The following is an 18,687-nucleotide window of genomic DNA, read 5'->3' on the forward strand; positions in this document are numbered from 1 at the left end:
CCGTAGTGTGCGTGTCGCGTTCGGTGCATCTACTCTCAGTTGGGCTGTTAACATATAACGTGTCGGGTCGGGGGCGGCTATTTGTTCCCCGCGGCCCACCGCCCCGCCATGGGCGACGTCACCTTCCGCGACCGCGATCGGATCGAACGCACCCCCGCCCACGGCGTCGCGCTGGACTGTCTCGCCGCGGGGATCGAGGCGGCGCTCCCGGCGAACGTCGTCGCCGACGCAGTCTCGGTGGTGGACGGAACGCTCCGGATCGCGGCGGTCGACGGCGAGACGGGCGGGTACGACCTCGATGCGTACGAAACGGTTCGGATCGTCGGGGCCGGCAAGGCGGCCGACGGGATGGCGGCGGCGTTGTCCGACCGACTGAGGCCGGCTCTCGGCGGTCGGTTCGCCGGCGGGACGGTGATCGCGGACGAACCGGAGCGACCGGGGGGAGCGGACGGGCCGGAGGCGGATCGGTCGTTCGAGGTCCTCGCCGGCGATCACCCCCTCCCGACCGAGCGCGGCGTCGCGAACGCCCGGCGCGTCGTCGACGCCGCGGCGGCGGCCGGCCCGGACGACCTCGTGATCGCGGTCGTCACGGGCGGCGCGAGCGCGCTCCTCGCCGCCCCGGCTGACCCGATCGGCGTCGACGACCTCCGCGATCTCACCGACGCCCTGCTCGCCTGCGGAGCGTCGATCGACGAGATCAACGCGGTCAGGAAACACTGCTCGGCGGTCAAGGGCGGGCGACTCGCCCGGACGGCGGCCCCCGCGACGGTCGTCACGCTCGCCGTGAGCGACGTGGTGGGCGACGATCCGGCCGTGATCGGTAGCGGCCCGACCGTCCCCGACTCCTCGACGTACGAGGACGCGCTCGCGACGGTCGAGCGATACGGCCTCGAATTCCCCGCCGCCGTCCGCGATCACCTCCGCGCGGGGGCCGCCGGCGAGCGCCCCGAGACGCCGGAGGCCGACGATCCGGCCTTCGAGCGCGCCCGGACGTTCGTCGTCGGCAACGCTCGGACCGCCCTCGACGCCGCCGCGACCGCCGCCGGCGACCGAGGGTACGAGGGGGTCGTCGTCGCGGACGACGTCGTCGGCGAGGCGCGCGACGCCGGTCGGGAACACGCCGAACTCGCCCAAAGGTGCGCCGCCGACGGGACGCCGACCTCCCCGCCCGCGGTGTTGCTCACGGGCGGGGAGACGACCGTGACGCTCTCCCGCGGCGGCCCGGGTGACGGGGACGGTGACGCCGTCGACCCCGGCTCCGGCGGACCGAACGCCGAGCTCGTCGCGAGCGCGGGGATCGAACTCGACCGCGAGGGCGCGGTCGTCGCGAGCGTCGACACCGACGGGATCGACGGGGCGAGCGACGCCGCTGGCGGGGTCGTCGACGCCGCGACCCTCTCGGCTCCCGCCGCCAGGGACGCGCTCGATCGGCACGACGTGGCCCCGCTGTTGGACGAGGCCGACGCCCTGCTCCGGACCGGCCCGACGGGGACGAACGTCAACGACCTCCGGGCGGTTGTCGTGACGGACGAGGTCGAGTGAGACCGTCCGAACTTATACCGCCGGCTCCCGCAGTCCGTGACATGAGCGAGGACGGAGCGGAGGCCGACGCGGTCGGAGGCGGTGCGGTCGGTGACGCCCCCGGAGACGGCGCGCTCGACTCGAATCTGTGCGTGGGTTCCTGTGAGCGGTGCCCGGCGCTGGTCGAGTCGCGGAGCCGGATCGTCGAGGGCGTCGGCCCGACGGACGCCGACCTGCTGTTCGTCGGCGAGGGTCCCGGAGCCACCGAGGACGAGGAGGGCGAGCCGTTCGTGGGCCGATCGGGCGACGTGCTCGACGAGGCGTTGCGGGACGCGGGGCTCGCGCGGGCCGACGTGCGGATCACGAACTGCGTGCGGTGTCGCCCCCCGGAGAATCGCGACCCGACGACGGAGGAGCTCGCGAACTGTCGCGGCCACCTCGAGGCGGAGATCGTCGGGCTCGACCCGGAACTGATCGTGACGCTGGGCAAGGTCCCGAGCGAACACCTCCTCGACCGGTCGGTTCGGATCACGGCCGAGTCGGGCGACGTCGTCGACGCGCGGATCGGGGGCGAGTCACGGCGGGTCCTGCTGTCGGTCCACCCCGCGGCGACCCTCTACGACCGGAGCCAGCGCGACGGCTTCCTCGAGACGATCGCCCGAGCCGGCGAGTTGAGCGGGGTCGCCGCGGGCGGAGATGGCGGATCGGGGGGACAGTCGCGGCTCGGCGAGTTCTGAGACGGACCCATCTGGGTCGGCACGCCCGCTCGATTCGTTCGGTCCGGAACCACCGTTCGGTCCGGAATTTCCGTTCGACCCGTTCGATCTCCGGACGCGTGAGGGCGTGAGTACCGTTTTCAGGGGATGTCTCCCTAGTGAACATAGAAAACGATTAGTCCCGCCAGTTTGATTCCCCGGTGTATGTCCGACAACAGGTGGTCGGCGAACCGGCGGACGTTTGTTAAAACGGCGGGGGCGGGCGGCGTCGTCGGCCTCGCCGGGTGTACCGGCGGCGGCGGGTCCGGAGACGACGGGAGTTCCGGCGACGGATCGAGCTCTGACGGGGGAACCGCGGGCGACACGGAGTCCACGCCCACGGCGCAGTTCATCCTGAACCCGGCGGAGGCGGACGTCGCGATCGAAGAGCAGTACCAGCCGATGTTCGAGTACCTCGAGTCCGAGGTCGACGTCGAGATAGAGCCGGACCGCGCGGAGAGCTACACCGCGACCCTCCAGGCGATGCGCAACGACCAGGGCGAGATCGCGGACATCTCGCCGTCCGCGGTCATCGCGGGCGAGGACATCCTGGACATCGTCGGCATTCGGATCGCCTACGGCGCGGCCCAGTACTTCTCGACGACTACGACGACGCCGGACAGCGGCATCGATTCCCTGACCGACCTCGAGGGCGAGCTGATCTACATGGGCGACATCCTCTCGGTGTCGGGCACGCTCGTCCCGCTCACCGTGTTACAGGACGCGGGCCTCGACATCGGGAACGCGCCCGACGGCGACGCGGAGGACTTCGACGCGGAGTACTCGGATCACACGACCGCCCGCGAGCAGATGGTTCAACGCGAGGACGTGATGGCGGCGACCACCGGCGCGTTCTCGTCCGCGCCGTACGTTCCCCAGGAACAGTTCGAGGAGATGTCCCAGGACTTCGTCGACATCTCCGCGGAGTACGAGGGCGCGGGCGACGAGATAGAGTCGTCGGGCACCGAGCTTCAGCTGCTTGCGGTCTCCGACCCGATCCCGCGCGCGCCGCTCGTGACGCGGTCCAACTGGGACGACCCCGTGAAGGGCGAACTCGAGGAGGCCATCCTGAACGTCTCCGAGGACGACCTCAGCCACGGCGAGGACTACGACGGAGAGCCGCTCTGGTTCACCGGCGTCCAGGACGGGACCATCGAGGACTACGAGATGATCCGAACCGTGCTCGACGAGCTGGGGCTCGAGTTCCAGGACCTCGCGTAACGACCCTCTCCATTCACTCCTCATGAGTCGCATCACAGTCGACGGACTCACGAAGCGGTTCGGCGAGACGGTCGCGCTCGACGACGTCTCCTTCGAGATTCCGCAAGGCGAGTTCGTCATCGTTCTCGGCGTCTCCGGGTCGGGTAAGTCGACCCTGCTCAGGTGTATGAACGCCCTCGAGACGCCGACCGAGGGCGAGATACGGATCGACGAGACGCCGGTCACGAGTCCCCGTGACGACGTCGCGATGATCTTCCAACAGCACAACATCATCGGCCAGATGAGCGCGTACTCGAACGCGCTCACCGGGTCGCTCAACCGGAACACGTTCATCGACTCGCTGTTCCAGCGACAGGACGAGTCGGACAAACTCCAGGCGTTGGAGGCGCTCGACACGGTCGGACTCTTGGATCAGGCCCAACAGAGCGCCCAGCGGATGTCCGGCGGTCAACAACAGCGCGTCGGGATCGCCCGCGCGCTGGTACAGGATCCGACGATCCTACTCGCCGACGAGCCGGTCGCGAGCCTCGACCCGGGCTCCTCCCAGCAGGTGATGGGGTATCTCCGAACCGCCGCACGCGATCGCGACCTCTCGGCGGTCATCAGCCTCCACCAGGTGAACCTCGCGCGGAAGTTCGGCGAGCGGTTCATCGGACTGCGCGACGGGCAGAAGGTGTTCGACGGCTACCGCGACGAGTTCGACATGGACGTGATAGACGAAATCTACGGCGACATCGACACGGAGGGCATGTTCGCTCCCGACGAGGAGACGGACGCGGACGCCGGCGGGGCGGACGCGGCGACCGCGGCGTCGGGCGGCTCCTCGAGCGGGGTGACGAGATGAGCTACGGCGACCGCGTCCGCGACCGCTACGAGGAGATCGTCCTCGCGCGGCGGGTCCGCGCGCTCGTCTTCGTCGTCGGGATCGCCGCGCTCGCCGGCGTGTTCTACTACGCGCTGATCTCGGTCGGCTTCTTCGCGGCGAACATCCCGGAGTACGTCCCGAACTTCCTCAACGCCTTACGCGACTTCTTCCCGTTCCTCGCGCCCTCGTTCCCCTTCATCGACCCGAGCGGCTTTCTCGACTACTGGGCGTTCATCCAGGAGCGGAACCTGATCTGGGGCGGGTTCGGCGGCGACATCCCGCTGTTCGGCGAGGCGGGGATCACGCTCGCGATGGGCTTCGCCGGCACCGTGATGGGATTCCCGCTCGCGCTGCTGTTCGGGATCTTAGGCTCCGGCCGCGTCACCCCCTTCCCGTTCAACTTCATCTTCCGCGGGATCATGTCCTCCATCCGGGCCATCCCGGCGCTCGTGTGGGGGCTCATCTACATCCCGCTCGGCGGGATCGGACCGGTCACCGCGACGCTCGCGATCGCCACCGACACGATCGGGAACCTCGGCCGGCTGTTCACGGACGAACTCGAGGAGATCGAGGACGGCCCGATCGAGGCGATGGAGACGACCGGCGCGAACAAGCCGCAGACGATCACCTTCGGCATGCTCTCGCAGGTGACCACGCCGTTCATCGCGTGGACGCTGTACATCTTCGAGATCAACGTCCGGATCGCGGTCTCGCTCGGGATCATCGGCGGCGGCGGGCTCGGCAACGTGCTCTCCGTCCAGCAGGGGCTGTTCGCGTTCACCAACATGATGGCGACGATCCTCGTCATCCTCGTGTTGATCATCTCCGTGGAGATCTTCTCTCAGCGGATCCGGTCCGCGCTCCGCGAGGGCGACGAGGCGCAGGGGATCGTGGCGCTGCTACTGGGCTTCCCCCAGCGGATGGCCGAGGCCGCGCTGAAGTGACCGGGCGGCTCCCGGCGATTCGGAGTCGGCCGGTTCGGACCTGACCGGTTCGCACCCGGCCGATTCGGACCCGATCCCTTCGGTGACGGACGGCCGAACGCGGCTGCCCCAAGGGAAACCGACTTTTCCGTCCCCCTCCCAGAGGTGGTATGAGCACCTTCGAACCGCCCGCGGAGACGCTGGCGGACGTCGTCTTGGTCGACTACGGGCTCGGCAACCTGCGCTCGGCCACCCGCGGACTGGAGCGCGCGGGCGCGTCGGTCGAGATCACGGACGATCCCGAGGCGTTCGCCGCCGCCGACGGCGTCGTCCTCCCCGGCGTCGGCGCGTTCCGCGAGGGGATGGAGAACGCCGGGCCGCTGCGGGAGGCGCTGACCGACCACGCCGAGGCCGGCCGGCCGCTCTTCGGGATCTGTCTCGGGATGCAGATGCTCCTCACCTCGAGCGAGGAGGCCGACCACGAGGGCGAAGGCGAGGTGACCGGCCTCGATCTGGTGCCTGGTACCAACGTCCGGTTCGACGTCGACCGCAAGGTGCCCCACATGGGATGGAACGAGCTGTCGGTCGAGCGCGACCACCCGATCGTTGAGGGAGTCGACGGCGAGTACGCCTACTTCGTCCACTCCTACTACGCCGAGCCGGACGATCCCGACGCCGTCGTCGCGACCGCCGACTACGGCGTCGACTTCCCGGCGGTCGTCGCCAACGAGGCGGGCAACGTCTTCGGCACGCAGTTCCACCCCGAAAAGAGCGGGGAGACGGGGCTCCGGATCTTACGGAACTTCGTCGAGTACTGCGCCGAGCGGTAGGGTCGTACTCTTATAACCCCTCGTAGGGGCTCGCCTTCGCGTCCGTGAGCCGGTCGACCTGCTCGTCGGAGAGGTCGATATTCGCGGCCGCCAGGTTCTCCTCGAGCTGGTCGACGGTACGCGCGCCCACGATCGGGGCGGTGACGCCGTCGCGGTGGGCGAGCCACGCGAGCGCGACCTGCGCGGGCGAGGCGTCGACCTCCGCCGCGACCGCGTCGAGCTCGTCGTGGACGTCGAAGTTCTCCTCGGTGAGGTAGGCGTCTCGGAACCGGCTCGAGGACGCGACCTTCGACTCCTCGGGCAGGTCCTCCTCGCGGTCGTACTTACCGGTGAGAAAGCCCTGCCCGAGCGGGCTCCACGGGCAGACGGCCAGGTCCCGCTGGCGGGCGAACTCGAGGTAGTCGCCCTCGATCTCGCGGTCGACGAGGTTGTACCGCGGCTGGAGCACGGTGAACGGCTCCCATCCCTCGGCGCGGGCGATCTCGTTCGCGCGGGCGACCTTCCAGGCGTTGGGTCGGTGCGTCGACGCGCCGAGGTAGTGGACCTTCCCGGACTCGACGAACCCGTTCAGCGTCTTCATGGTCTCGCGGGCGTCGGTCGCGTCGTCCCAGCGGTGGATGTAGAGCACGTCGACGTAGTCGGTGCCGAGCCGGTCGAGCAGCGCGTCGAGCCGGTGTCGGAGGTTCTTTCGGTTCGTTCCGCGGCTGTTGGGGTCGCCGTCGCGGGTCTGCCAGTAGATCTTCGAGGCGATCGTGTAGCGCTCGCGGTCGCGCCCGTCGAGCCAGTCGCCGATCCACTCCTCGCAGGTGCCGCCGCCGTACACGTCGGCGGTGTCGACGTAGCGCCCGCCGGCGTCGGCGTACGCGTCGAGCAGCTCGTGGGCGCGCTCCTCGCCGATCTCGATCTCGCCCGCCTCGTTCTCCTTGCCGAACCGCCAGGTGCCGAACTGGAGCTCGCTGGTGTACAGGCCGGTGCCGTCGAGTTTCACGAACTCGAGGTCGATCTCGTCGAGTGGTGTCGCCATCATCATCTCCTTCGGACCCTCAGGGCAAAAACGTCGAGAAAGCGGAAGGGGAGCGGTGTCGTGGTGATCGGCAGGGTGGCAGAGTGGCGGGTCGGTAGCGTGGTGCTTCCGACCGCGGACTACAGCAGCCCGGACAGCACCGTGTTGAAGCTCACGCCGACGACGACGCCGATCGTGACGACCGTGGTCGCGTAGATGACGAGCAGCCGGCGCTCGAACAGCTTGTTCAACAGGATCAGGTTCGGGACGCTGATCCCCGCGCCGCCGATGACGAACGCGATCACGGTCCCGATCGGGATACCCGCCTCCGTCAGCGAGTGGGCTATCGGGAGCATGCCGCTCAGGCTCACGTAGATCGGCGCGCCGGCGAGCGCCGCGAGCGGGGTCGCGAGCGGGTTGCCCGGGCCCGCCACCCGCTGGAGGGTCTCCGCGGGGACCGCGCCGTGGATCAACGCGCCGATGGTGATCCCCAGCAGGAGGTACGGGAGCGTGTCGCGGAAGAACGTGAGCGCGCCGCGGCCAGCCGCCGAGACCCGGTCGGTGTGGGTTCGGGCCGTCGCGGTCGCGTCGCGCTCGCAACACCCGTCCGTCACCGGCGTCGGGTCGGGTTCACAGCAGCCGCCGGTCGCGGCCGTGCCGCCAGTCGGCGTCCCACCGTCGGTCGCCACCTGCCGTCCGCCGGTCGTGATCCGGACGTCCTTGACGTAGCGATCGAGGTCCAGCGCGCCGACGACCAGTCCGCCGACGATCGCACAGGTGAGCGCCGCGACGACGTACGCAGCCGTCACCGCGGGGCCGAACAAGCCGAGGAGCAACACGACCGCGATCCAGTTGACGATCGGCGAGGCGAGCAGGAACGAGAAGGACATCCCGATCGGCGCGCCCGCGCTCAACAGTCCCGCCAGGACCGGGACGGTCGAACACGAACAGAAGGGCGTCACCGCCCCCAGCCCCGCCGCGAGGACGTTCCCGCTGCCGTGATTCCGCGATCGAAGCAGGGATTCGACCCGCTCGGGCGGGAGGTACTCCTGGGCGAGCCCGACGAGGAAGGAGGCCCCCAGAAACAGCGGCGCGAGGACCACCGCGAGGTGGACGAAGTACTCCCAGGAGTCGGCGAGCGCCGCTTCAGTGCCCGGCGGGATCACGACTCCCCTCCCAACGCCGCGGCCAGGTCGATCAGTTGGAGGCTCGCGGTGTCGGCGATGCGGTAGTGGGTCCACTTCCCGTCCTTCCGCGTGCGGACGATCCCCGCGTCACGGAGCTTCCGGAGGTGGGTGGCCACCGTCGACTGCGGCGCGTCAAGGACGGCCTCCAGGTCGCAGGCGCAGAGCTCGCCGTCCCGGAGCGCGTGGACGACCGCGAGCCGCTTCTCGTTCGCGAGCGCCTTGAACACCGCCTCCTCGCTCGCGACCGCCTCCGGGTCGGGTCGGCGATCGTCGATGACCGACCCCGCACAGCAGGCCCTCCCGCTCCCCTCCTCGAGCCGCCCGAGCGTCGCGGTCGTCGATCCGGTTCCGTCGTCGATCCCGTCTTCGGTTCCGTCGCGTTTGCCGTTGGTCTGATTGGACATGTTCGATGAGTCTTCTCGTTTCGTTCGGTCGCTCACGCTCCCTCCTCGCCGCTTTCCGGGTCTATCTCCTCGATACACACGTCACAGCAGTCGTCTTCTTTCTCACCGCCGCCGAACAGCCGATCTAGCATCGACATACATATTGAGAAAACCCGATTTAACTTTAGTGTTGCGGTCGTTTCGATTCGATGTGGGACTCGCTAGCCGTCCCCTTCACGACCGTTCGAACCCAATGGTTTCGCTGAGATCCTGTTTTTAAGATGATCTTCATGTGAAACGGCTGGTCGATGAAAGATGCTTGTGGTACGGGTGTTTCGTAAGTGATCGAGGTGAGAAGAAGGGAACAGTTGCTGGGGCGGTGAACTCGACTGGGAAGAATACCGCCAAAGCCCCAGTCGCGAGGACTCGTGCGACTCGCTGTGCTCCTCAGTCGCTCACTCCGTTCGCTCCTTTCGGTGCTTGCTTCGTCGGACTTCGCCCTCGCGACAGCGAGGCGCTCCGTGCCTCTGGCAGCCGGCGGATCCGCCGCCGGCGACTGCCCCTTTGAATCCCCCCTGAACCGTACCACAACCGCACCTCACGCCTCCCCAGCCTCGCGGCTCGCGGTTTCACCGCTCGCCGCGTCCCTCGCGGACTCCTCGTGGCCGCGTCCACGCGGCCACTCGGAGGCGCGCCACCGCACCGCGGATCGCTTGTTCCTTCGTCTGTATCGACCGCGGATGGGTCGATGTCCGTCCGTTGACGAGGATCCAATCGAGCCAGACCGACATCAAAGACATCGACTATTCTCGATGAACGTCTCCAGCCGTCGACGACTACTCCTCGTCGGGCTCCGCCGCGAGCGCGTCGTCGCGCAGTTCCCGGCATCGCTCGCCGTCGACGGTGAGTTCGGGGACGGGCGTCGGCGACCCGTCCGCGTCGACGGCGACGAAGACGAAGTACGAGTCCGTCGTCAGCTCACGCTCGCCGGTCCGGGGCGACTCGCGGAACGCCCGGAGCCGGACGCGCACGCTCGTCCGGCCGGCGGCGTACACGTACGACTCGATCACGCAGGTGTCCCCCTGCGGGATCGGTCGCTTGAAGTCGAGCTCGCTGATCTTCGCGGTGACGCACGTCTCGCCGGCGTGGCGCATCGCCGACATCGCGCCGATCTCGTCCATCCACTTGACGACGTTGCCCCCGTGGGCCGACGCGTAGTTGTTGGTGTGGGTCGGCTGGACGCGCTGGCGGTTCTCGATGTAGGTGTCGCTGACGCTCGGCATACCGCGAGGAGGGTCGGGGCATGGAAAGCGTCGTCGCCGGTGAGACGCCTCTCAGTCGTCGCCGGCGGCGGTCGAGTCCGTCGATCCTCAGTCGTCGGCGGCGGCGGTCGCATCCGTCGATCCCCCGTCCGCCGGATCGACCAGCGCCTCCGCGATCTTCTCGATCGGGTGGGGTGGGGTCTCGGCGGCTCCGTCGCGGTCGCCGAGTTGCGAGCGACAGGACGCCCCCGGCGCGGTCGCCGTCTCGCCCGGACTCTCGTCGACCTGATCGAACAGGATCCGGCCGATGGCCTTCGAGAGGTCGTAGTGTTCCGACTCGTAGCCGAACGACCCCGCCATGCCGCAACACGAGGAGTCCAGCGGGTCGACCGCGTAGCCCGCGCGCCGGAGCACGCCTACCGCGTGGTGGTCCTTGTCCGTCGCCTTCTGGTTACAGTGGCCGTGGTAGGCCAGCGACTCCTCGGGCGCGTCGAACGCCAGTCGCTCGTCGACCCGGCCGGCGTCGAGGTACTCCGAGACGCCATAGGCGGCCGCCGAGACCGCCCGCACGTCCTCGCCGTCGAGGAGGTCCAGGTACTCGTCTTGGAACATCACGGCGTCGGAGGGCTCGACGAAGAGGACGGACTCTCCCTCCCGAACGCGAGAGGAGAGGGCCGCGACGTTCGCCGCCGCGCGCTCGCGAGCCACGTCGAGGAAGCCGGTCGAGAAGGCCGCGCGACCCGACGGTGCGAGGTCATCGGGAACCTCCACGCGGACCCCCGCGGCTTCCAATACCGCGACGGCCGCCTTCCCGGCCGCCGGATAGCTGTAGTTCGTGTACGTGTCGGGAAAGAGCACGACGGTGTCCTCGGCGTCCGCGGGTGCGACGGTCGAGCCGCCCCGTGACGCGAACCACTCCTCGAAGCTCTCGGAGCGGAACGTCGGTAGCTCGCGGTCGGGCGCGATCCCCGCCACTGCGTCCATCACCCTGCGAGCGCCGGGCAGCTTCGCCGCCGCGTTCGACACCGGCGCGAGCGCGCTCCCGACCGCCGAGAGGCGATCGATGTCGCGAAAGAGCCGCTCGCGGAGCCCCGACCCCTCCTCCTCGTGGTGTTCGTGTTTCACCTCCGCCTTGAGCTTCGCGAGGTCGACGCCGGTCGGACAGTCGCTCTTGCACCCCTTACACCCCACACAGAGGTCGAGCACCTCCTCCTGGAAGCGGTCGGAGTGGATCTCCCCCTCGTCGAGGTCGCCGCTGATGGCGGCGCGAAGCATGTTGGCGCGCCCCCGCGTCGTCTGGATCTCCTCGCCGGAGGCCCGGTAGGTCGGACACATCACGCCCGAGTCGGTCTCGCGGCAGGTGCCACAGCCGTTACACAGTTCCACGAGGTGCGAGAAGCCGCCCTCGTCGTCGAAATCGAGCGTCGTCCGTGGCTCGATCGACTGGTAGGCCGGCCCGTACCGGAGGTGTTCGCGCATGTCCGTGTCGGCGGCGGTGTCGGGGTAGCCGCGCTCGGCGGCCGTGTCGCCGTCGACGTAGACGACCTTGCCGGGGTTCAGCCGCCACTCCGGATCGAACGCCGATTTGAGCTCCTGGAACGCGCCCCAGAGCGCCTCGCCGTACATCTTCGGGTTGAACTCGGTGCGCGCGAGGCCGTCGCCGTGCTCGCCCGAGAACGCGCCGTGGTGCTCCAAGACGAGGTCGGTGACGTCCTCCGAGATGGAGTGCATCTTCTCGATCCCCTCCTCCTCCTTCAGAGAGAGGATGGGCCGGATGTGGAGGGTGCCGCTGCCGGCGTGTGCGAAGTACGCCGCCGACGTGTCGTGGGCCTCGAGCACCGCCTCGAACTCGCCGACGTACTCGGCGAGCTCCTCCGGCGGTACCGACGCGTCCTCGATGAACGGGTACGGCTTCGGGTCGCCCTCCATGCCCATCAGAAGCGGGATGGCCGCCTTCCGGAGGTTCCAGAGGTCCGCCTGGTCCTCCTCCGTGTACGCCTCGAGGACGTCGAAGGCGTCGCCCGCCTCGACGAAGTGGTCGTTCGCGTCGGCGACCGCCCCCTCGAAGTCGTCGACCAGCTCGTCGTCCCACTCCAGCATCAGCGCCGCCGCGGCGCGGTCGGGGATCGGCTCGGCGTACTCCGCGAACTGCGGGGAGCCCGCCGCGAGCCCGAACACCTCGTCGTCCATCAGCTCGACCGCGCTCACCGGGAACTCGAGGGCCTCCGGGACCGCCCGCATCGCCGCCGGAAGCGAGTCGAAACAGTACAGCGCCAGCGCCGTCTCCTCGGGCCGGGTGACGAGCGACACCTCCGCCTCGACGACGACCCCGAGCGTGCCCTCCGCGCCGACGAACAGCTTCGAGAGGTTGATGACCGTTTCCCCGTCGTCGTTCTCGTAGACGACCTTGTGGAGGTTGTACCCCGACACCGATCGCTTGAGCGTCGGATACCGCTTCTCGATCTCCGCCTCGTTCCCCTCGACGAGTTCGCGGACCGTCTCGTACAGCGCCGCCTCCCGCTCGCCGCCCTCCTCGCCCGCGACGATCGACTCGTACTCCGGCGAGTCGAGGACGACCTCGCGGGCGTGGATCAGGGAGCCGTCCGCGAGCACGACGCGCAGCTCCTCAGTGTAGGCGTCGGTGATCCCGTACCGGACCGAGTGCGCGCCGGTGGAGTTGTTGCCGATCCCGCCGCCGACCGTCGCCCGCGCCGAGGAGGCCGGGTCGGGCGCGAACTTCAGCCCGTCCTCGGCGAGCCGGTCGTCGAGGTCGTCCTGGACGACTCCCGGCTCGACCACCGCCCGGCGTTCCTCCGGGCGGACGTCCAGTATCCCGTCCATGTGCCGCGAGAAGTCCAACACGACGCAGCCCGGTCCGACGGTCTGTCCCGCGAGCGAGGACCCCGCCCCGCGCGGGAGCACGGGCACGTCGTGGTCGGCGGCGACCCGCATCGTCTCCCGGACGTCCGCGACCGATCGCGGGAAGACGACGCCCGCCGGCCGCGCCGAGTAGATGCTTCCGTCCGTCGCGTACAGCACCTGCGCGTACTCGTCGAACTCGACCCCGCCCTCGACGCGCTCGCGGAGGGCAGACGCGAGCGCCCGGTAGGCGGGCACGTCCGGCCTGTCGTGCCCGAGCGCGGCCGCCGACGGGTCGCCCCCCGCCGGCTCGCTCCCCGATGTGGGGTCTGTTGCCATACCGTAACAGGGCGTCGACCGTCGAATAAATCCATCGTTAACGATGATGACGTATCCTCCGGTCCGTCAGTCGCGCCCGACCGGGATCCCGGAGTAGCCGCAGCCGTCACACGAGAGCGTCTCTCGCGCGCCGAACGCGTACGCCGACAGCGGGGTTCCACAGCGCGGACAGGGATCACCGCCGGAGCGGGGCGGGGCGTACCCGACGTCCGCGACGACGATCCGGACGGCGATCTCGCCCTCGGCCGACTCGTCGACCGCGCCGCCCCAGATCACGTTCGCGTCCGTCCCGACCCGCTCGCGGACCGCCGCGATGGCGTCGGTCGCGGCGGCGATGCTGGTCTCCGGGTCGACGACCACGTCGACGAGGACGGCGCTCGCACCCGCCGGATCGATCCCTGCCGGCAGTCGCCCGAACGCGGCGTCGACCGCGACCGCGGGCGCGTCGTCCACGTCCCCGCGCTGCGCGACGGTTCCGGTTCCCACCGCGGCGACGCCGGTCGAGAGGGCCGTCCGGGCGTCGGCCAGGTCGAGGTTGACGAACCCGGGGCGTTGTACCGCCTCGAGGAACGTCCGGATCGCCGCCGCCGGCCCACCGTCCCCCGCGATCAGCGTCGCGTCGGTCCGTCGGCGCACCGCCGCCAGCGACTCCGGGTCGACCCCCGCCGGCGCGACCGCGACGACGAACGCGTCGAGGTCGGCGAGGCCGGCGAGCGCGTCGAGGACGCGGTCCGTCTCGAGCGGCGGATCCGCGGCGACCAGCACGGCGGCGACGCCGGCGGCGTCGTCGGGCGCGGAACCGACGGTGTTGCCGCCGGCGTCGTCGCCCTCGCCCGGATCGGCGTCCCGCCCGGCGACGAGTTCGCGAACCGTCGTGACGCGCGCGCCGGGAAACGCCCCGTTCGGGACGGCGGCGTCGCCGCCGACCCCGCAGACGACCACGGAGCCGTCGAGCGCGTCGGCCCGCCGCCTGAGGTCCTCGCTCGAGACCATCCACCGCGCCGGTTTCGCCCCCGACGACAAACCTCTTGGCACTCGAGACGCCCTCGGCTCGGCCGCCATCCACGTTTCAGCATCCCGAAATTAAATGTCAAGAAAAGATAATAGTTATATCGGATCGCCGGACTCCGGTCGGACAGACGAGCGCAGAGACGTGACGAGTCCAACCCTGCGGATCGGCGGCGGCTCCGGCGGCGACGACGCCTCGGTTCCGGCGCCGGTCCCGCCCGACGACCCCGAAGCCTGGTACGCCCCGGACGTCCGCGCGCAGTACGAGTCCGCGCCCGGCGTCGTCGCGACGATCCGCGAGCGCGACGGCGGTCGGTTCGGCTACGACGTCCGCGAACCGCCCCTCGCGCCGGCCGACGAGCGAGCCCTCGACCGGATCAGAGAGCACTTCTCCGCGGTTCGCGGCCGCCGGCCGCTCACTCGCGCCGGCGCTATCGAGCGGGCGGAGGCGGGCTTCGAGCCGAAGTACGAGCGGGTGCTCGACCGGCTGATCTCGACGACTGCGGCCGCCCGCCGACGGATCGGCTACCACGCGCTGTGTGAGATCCGGCTCTTCGGCGACCTCACGCCCGTCGCGCTCGACGGTCGGATCGCGGTCGCGGACGTCGGCGACGACCGCGAGCTCATCGTCCACACCGACGCGTTCGCCCCGCTCGAGACGGGCGTCGACGCCGATGCCGAGTACGTCGAGCGTGTCGCCGGCGAGCGGCTCGCGCGGTACGCCGTCGAGTTCGCCGGCTTCGCCGTCGACGTGGTGATCTACCGCGAGCGGCTGCTCGGCTCCGACGCCTTCGAGACCAAGTACGCCGCGCTCGAGCCCGACCTGCTCCCCGGCGACGAGGCGCTGATCCGCGACTGCGAGCGCCGGATCTGGGAGACGCCCGTCGATCGGCTGATCGACGACCGGACCGCGTTCGTCGCCGAACACGCCCGCCGGTACCTCTCGCGTCGGCTCGCCGGCGGGTCCTCGCCACGGGGGTGGGTCGCGACCGCCCGGGAACGCGCTCGGAGCGCCCTCGCCGATCGGGGCCTGGTCGCTCCGAGCGTCGATCCGACCTACGCCGACGACCGGCTCGAGGACCTCGTGTACTACGTGCTCCGCGACTTCGTCGGCGAGGGCGTTCTCACCGTTCCGATCCGCGATCCGCACCTGGAGGACGTCGAGGCCAACCGCGTCGGCGAGCGCGTGAAGGTCGTTCCCCGACCCGCGGTACTGTCGAGCGCGCTGGACGGCGCCGTCGACGACTCGGAGGCCGACGCCGTGGCGGACGGTTCGGCGAGCGCCCGAGACGGGATCGACCCGCTCGCGGGCGGCGGTCGGATCCCGACGAACCTCGCGTTCACCGACGAGTCGCGGTTCGTGGACGTCGTGACGCGGCTCGCGGCCCGCGACGGCGTGGAGTTGAACGCCTCCACGCCCTCGGCGAAGGTCAACCTCGACGTCGCCGGCGTCTCGGAGACGGTCCGGTGTGCGGTCGCGCTGCCGGTCATCTCCGCGGACGGCCCGCACGTCTCGATCCGGAAGCAGGCGCCCGACCCGCTCACGCCGGTCGATCTGATCGCCCGGAACGCGCTCTCGACGGAGCTCGTCACCCTGTTGTGGCTGTTGTACGAACACCGCGGTGTCGTCCTCTTCGCGGGGCCGACGGGGGCGGGCAAGACGACCCTGATGAACGCCCACATGCCCTTCATCCCCTTCGACGACCGGCCGATCTCCATCGACGAGGGGTCCCGCGAGGTGCGGCTCCCTCACGAGACCGGCGTGGCGCTCACAACTCGCGACCACGAGAACGACTACAAGGCCGTGAGCATGGCGACGCTGATGACGGAGGCCAACTACCTCAATCCCGACGTCGAGGTGATAGCCGAGATCAACACGCCCGCCAGCTTCGAGACGTTCGCCGAGACGGTCAACACGGGCCACGGCGTCGTCGGCACCACCCACGCCGCCGACGTGGAGACGCTCGTCAACCGCGCGATCGAGCGCGGGCTCCCGCCGTATCTGCTCCGAGAGATCGACCTCGTCGTCTTCCCGCGACAGGTCGGCGGCGACCGCTACGTCGCACAGGCGGTCGAGCCGCTCTCGCCCGCCGAGTACGACGCGCTCGACCCGGCCGCGACGGAGAGCCGGACGGGCGATCCGAAACACGGCGGAGCCGGCCTCGTCGAGCGCGACGACACGACCGTCCACTACAACACCGTCGCGTGGCGCGACCCCGCGGGCGGCTTCCGGATGGACGGTGCGCCGACGGCGGACGCCGCGACGTCGTACGCCGACGACCGTCGTCGGCTCCACGCGCTCGCGCGGCTCGCCGAGCGGACCGACCGCGACCTCGACGCGGTCGAGTCGGAGTTCGCCGCCAAACACCGCTACGTCGAGTACCTCGTTCGGGACGGCCTCGACGACTTCGACGAGCTGTTCGAGTTCCTCGCCGACCTCCGGGCCGACGAGGCCGCGACCGTCGAGCGCGCCGCGCGCTCGCTGCGGCGCGAAGCGGGCGGAGACGGACGTTCCGATGACGATCGCTCTGGAGGCTCCCGGTCCAGGGGCGCGCCGTGAGCGGCGGCACGCGGACGTCGGTTCGCGGGGCCGAACCCTCCCTCGGCGACGCCCGATCCGCCGGGATCGACCGGCTCGTCCACGCGCTGTTCGCTCGCCACGCCGACGACCGCCGCCACGACGTCGACAGGCAGCGCTACCGCGGAGCGGACCCGTCGACCGACTTCGAGACGTACCTCGCGCGAACGTACGCGCTCTCGTGGATCGCGTGTCTCGCGACGGTTCTTCCGACGTTTCTCGTCGCGTTCGCGGTCGCTCCCGACGTCTCGGTCGCGCTCGCGTCCGGTCTCGGCGCGCGCGTGTCGCTCGCCGTTCCCGTCGTTCCACCCACTGCGCTCGCGGTCTGTCTATCGGCCGCCGCGGGACTTCTGGTCAAGCGGGCGACGGTCCGCGCCGGGGGGCTCTATCTCCGGTGGCTGGTGTCCGCGCGTCGGACGCGGATCGAGCGGACGCTCCCCGGCGCGGTCAGGTACCTCGACGCGCTCTCCTCGGGGAGCGACGACGCCCGCACCCTGATCGCGAAGGTCGCCGAGAACGACGCCTACGGCGGCGCGGCCGTGTCGTTCCGGAAGGCGCTCAACGCGGCGCGGCTCACGGGGAGCCTCGACGCCGGACTCCGCCGCGTCGCCCGCGACACGCCCTCGCGGGATCTCCTCGCCCCGTTCCTGCTCAAGTTTCGCCAGCACGTCTCGGCCGGCGACGAGGCGCTCGCGGAGTTCCTCCGGACCGAGAGCCGCCTGCTCGCGCACCGGCAGGAACACGCCCGGACCCGGGCGCGGCGGTACCTGAAACCGATCGCGGAGCTGTTCGTGCTCGTGCTCGTGTTGCCGGCGCTGCTCGTCGTCGCCGTCACGGTGACGAGCGTGTTCGCGCCCGACCTCTCGCGGCTGGTCGACACGCCGGTCGGGACCGTCTCGCCGCGCGCGGTCGCCGTCTACGCCTCCGTCGGGTTCCTGCTCGCGGTCGGGCTCGTCGGCATCGCCGCCACCGGCGCGCTCCGACCCGTCGACTCCCGCACGAGTTATCGACGCCCGAGGGGCGTCCGCGGGACGCTCGCGTCCGCGCCGTCGAACCCTGCGAGCGCGTCGGCCGTCGCGACCGTCCCCGCGGCGGTCGCGGCCGGCTGGCTCGCGTACGCGGGGTACCCGCTCGTGAACGTCTCGCTCCTGGCGTACGTCGCGTTCGCGCTCCCCGTCGGGCTCGTCGCCGCCCGTCGCGGCCGGATCGACGACGCGAAGGACCGCCGGGTCGCCGACTTCGTCTACGCGGTCTCCACGCACGCCTCCGTCGGCCGCCCGTTCCCCGAGGCGGTCGCGACCGCGGCCCGCGAGACGGATCTCGGGGTGTTGCGCGACGACGTCGCCGACCTCGCGTTCAACCTCTCTCTTACGACCACCGGAGACGGCGGGGCGGCCGACGGCGACGCTCTCGGCGCGAGTGGCTCCGGGATCGACGCGCCGACCGCCGGCAGCGACGTGCGCGCCGCGGCCCTCGACCGCTTCGTCGCCCGCGTCGGGACGCCGCTCGCCGCCCGGACCGTCGGGCTGGTCGCCGGGGCGTTGAACGCCGGGAGCACCGTCGACGAGGTGTTCGAGACGCTCCAAGTCGAGGTCGACCGGCTGACCCACGAGAAGCGGGCGCTCCGCGGCGCGATGCGCCGCTACGTCGTGGTCGGCTGGGTCGCGGCGCTGTCGGTCGCCGGCGCGGTCGCCGCGATCAACGCGGGGGTGATGGAGACGGACCGCCTGCTCGCGCTCGCGGCCGCGCTCGACGCGCCCTTCGATCCCGAACTGGTCCATCCCGAACTCGAACGGTTCCGCCTCTACGTGGTCGCGCAGGCGACGATGCTCGCGTCGGGGTGGTTCGCGGGAGCCGCCGCGCGCGGCAGGTACGGGGCACTCCTCCACTCCGGCGTGCTCGTGGCGGCCTGTTACGTCGGGTTCGTCGCGATCGGACAGATCTGAGCGGCTC

General features: G+C 70.4%; 14 protein-coding genes. 8 read left to right on the forward strand and 6 right to left on the reverse strand.

The window, feature by feature from the left end:
* The first annotated feature begins 108 nt into the window (after positions 1 to 108).
* The 6 genes from FN829_RS02260 (at position 109) to hisH (ending at position 6,115) form a co-directional block, all read left to right on the forward strand.
* Positions 109 to 1,542: a glycerate kinase type-2 family protein gene (locus FN829_RS02260; protein WP_142985369.1), complete on the forward strand. Its 1,434-nt coding sequence runs from the start codon at positions 109 to 111 to the stop codon at positions 1,540 to 1,542.
* A gap of 41 nt (positions 1,543 to 1,583) precedes the next feature.
* On the forward strand, positions 1,584 to 2,258 hold the full coding sequence (locus FN829_RS02265) for a uracil-DNA glycosylase (RefSeq protein WP_142985370.1): 675 nt from the start codon (positions 1,584 to 1,586) through the stop codon (positions 2,256 to 2,258).
* Positions 2,259 to 2,441: 183 nt separating this feature from the next.
* The gene (locus tag FN829_RS02270) at positions 2,442 to 3,497 is read left to right on the forward strand and encodes a PhnD/SsuA/transferrin family substrate-binding protein (RefSeq protein ID WP_142985371.1); all 1,056 of its coding nucleotides are present in this window, start codon (positions 2,442 to 2,444) and stop codon (positions 3,495 to 3,497) included.
* A 22-nt stretch (positions 3,498 to 3,519) separates the two neighbouring features.
* Positions 3,520 to 4,341 (forward strand): phosphonate ABC transporter ATP-binding protein, encoded by an 822-nt coding sequence (locus FN829_RS02275; protein WP_142985372.1) that lies wholly within the window; start codon positions 3,520 to 3,522, stop codon positions 4,339 to 4,341.
* Positions 4,338 to 5,306, forward strand: coding sequence for a phosphonate ABC transporter, permease protein PhnE (phnE, locus tag FN829_RS02280; protein ID WP_142985373.1), 969 nt, complete (start codon positions 4,338 to 4,340; stop codon positions 5,304 to 5,306). Before FN829_RS02275 ends, phnE begins: the two co-directional genes overlap by 4 nt.
* A 149-nt stretch (positions 5,307 to 5,455) precedes the next feature.
* Positions 5,456 to 6,115: an imidazole glycerol phosphate synthase subunit HisH gene (gene hisH, locus FN829_RS02285; RefSeq protein WP_142985374.1), complete on the forward strand. Its 660-nt coding sequence runs from the start codon at positions 5,456 to 5,458 to the stop codon at positions 6,113 to 6,115.
* A gap of 10 nt (positions 6,116 to 6,125) precedes the next feature.
* Here hisH and FN829_RS02290 read toward each other — a convergent pair whose 3' ends face one another.
* From FN829_RS02290 to FN829_RS02315, 6 genes are all read right to left on the reverse strand, one after another.
* Positions 6,126 to 7,139, reverse strand: a complete 1,014-nt coding sequence (locus FN829_RS02290; protein WP_142985375.1) for an aldo/keto reductase — start codon at positions 7,137 to 7,139, stop codon at positions 6,126 to 6,128.
* A gap of 119 nt (positions 7,140 to 7,258) precedes the next feature.
* Entirely contained in the window at positions 7,259 to 8,284 is a 1,026-nt protein-coding gene (locus tag FN829_RS02295; RefSeq protein ID WP_142985376.1) for a permease, read from the reverse strand.
* Positions 8,281 to 8,709 (reverse strand): ArsR/SmtB family transcription factor, encoded by a 429-nt coding sequence (locus tag FN829_RS02300; protein ID WP_142985377.1) that lies wholly within the window; start codon positions 8,707 to 8,709, stop codon positions 8,281 to 8,283. Before FN829_RS02300 ends, FN829_RS02295 begins: the two co-directional genes overlap by 4 nt.
* 815 nt (positions 8,710 to 9,524) lie before the next feature.
* Positions 9,525 to 9,971 carry an acyl-CoA thioesterase gene (locus FN829_RS02305; protein WP_142985378.1) on the reverse strand — a complete coding sequence of 149 codons (447 nt, stop codon included), beginning with the start codon at positions 9,969 to 9,971 and terminating at the stop codon, positions 9,525 to 9,527.
* An 87-nt stretch (positions 9,972 to 10,058) separates the two neighbouring features.
* Complete coding sequence (locus FN829_RS02310; RefSeq protein ID WP_142985379.1) at positions 10,059 to 13,148, reverse strand: FAD-binding and (Fe-S)-binding domain-containing protein; 3,090 nt, start codon at positions 13,146 to 13,148, stop codon at positions 10,059 to 10,061.
* A gap of 66 nt (positions 13,149 to 13,214) precedes the next feature.
* Positions 13,215 to 14,141, reverse strand: a complete 927-nt coding sequence (locus FN829_RS02315) for a hypothetical protein (protein WP_142985380.1) — start codon at positions 14,139 to 14,141, stop codon at positions 13,215 to 13,217.
* Between the two features lie 94 nt (positions 14,142 to 14,235).
* Here FN829_RS02315 and FN829_RS02320 point away from each other — a divergent pair, with 94 nt between their 5' ends.
* Both FN829_RS02320 and FN829_RS02325 read left to right on the forward strand, forming a co-directional pair.
* Positions 14,236 to 16,716 carry a type II/IV secretion system ATPase subunit gene (locus FN829_RS02320; protein WP_142985381.1) on the forward strand — a complete coding sequence of 827 codons (2,481 nt, stop codon included), beginning with the start codon at positions 14,236 to 14,238 and terminating at the stop codon, positions 16,714 to 16,716.
* Positions 16,713 to 18,680: a type II secretion system F family protein gene (locus FN829_RS02325; RefSeq protein WP_142985382.1), complete on the forward strand. Its 1,968-nt coding sequence runs from the start codon at positions 16,713 to 16,715 to the stop codon at positions 18,678 to 18,680. Before FN829_RS02320 ends, FN829_RS02325 begins: the two co-directional genes overlap by 4 nt.
* The last annotated feature ends 7 nt before the right edge of the window (positions 18,681 to 18,687 follow it).

This window comes from Halorubrum cibi, assembly GCF_900182635.1.
GTDB classification, from domain to species: domain Archaea; phylum Halobacteriota; class Halobacteria; order Halobacteriales; family Haloferacaceae; genus Halorubrum; species Halorubrum cibi.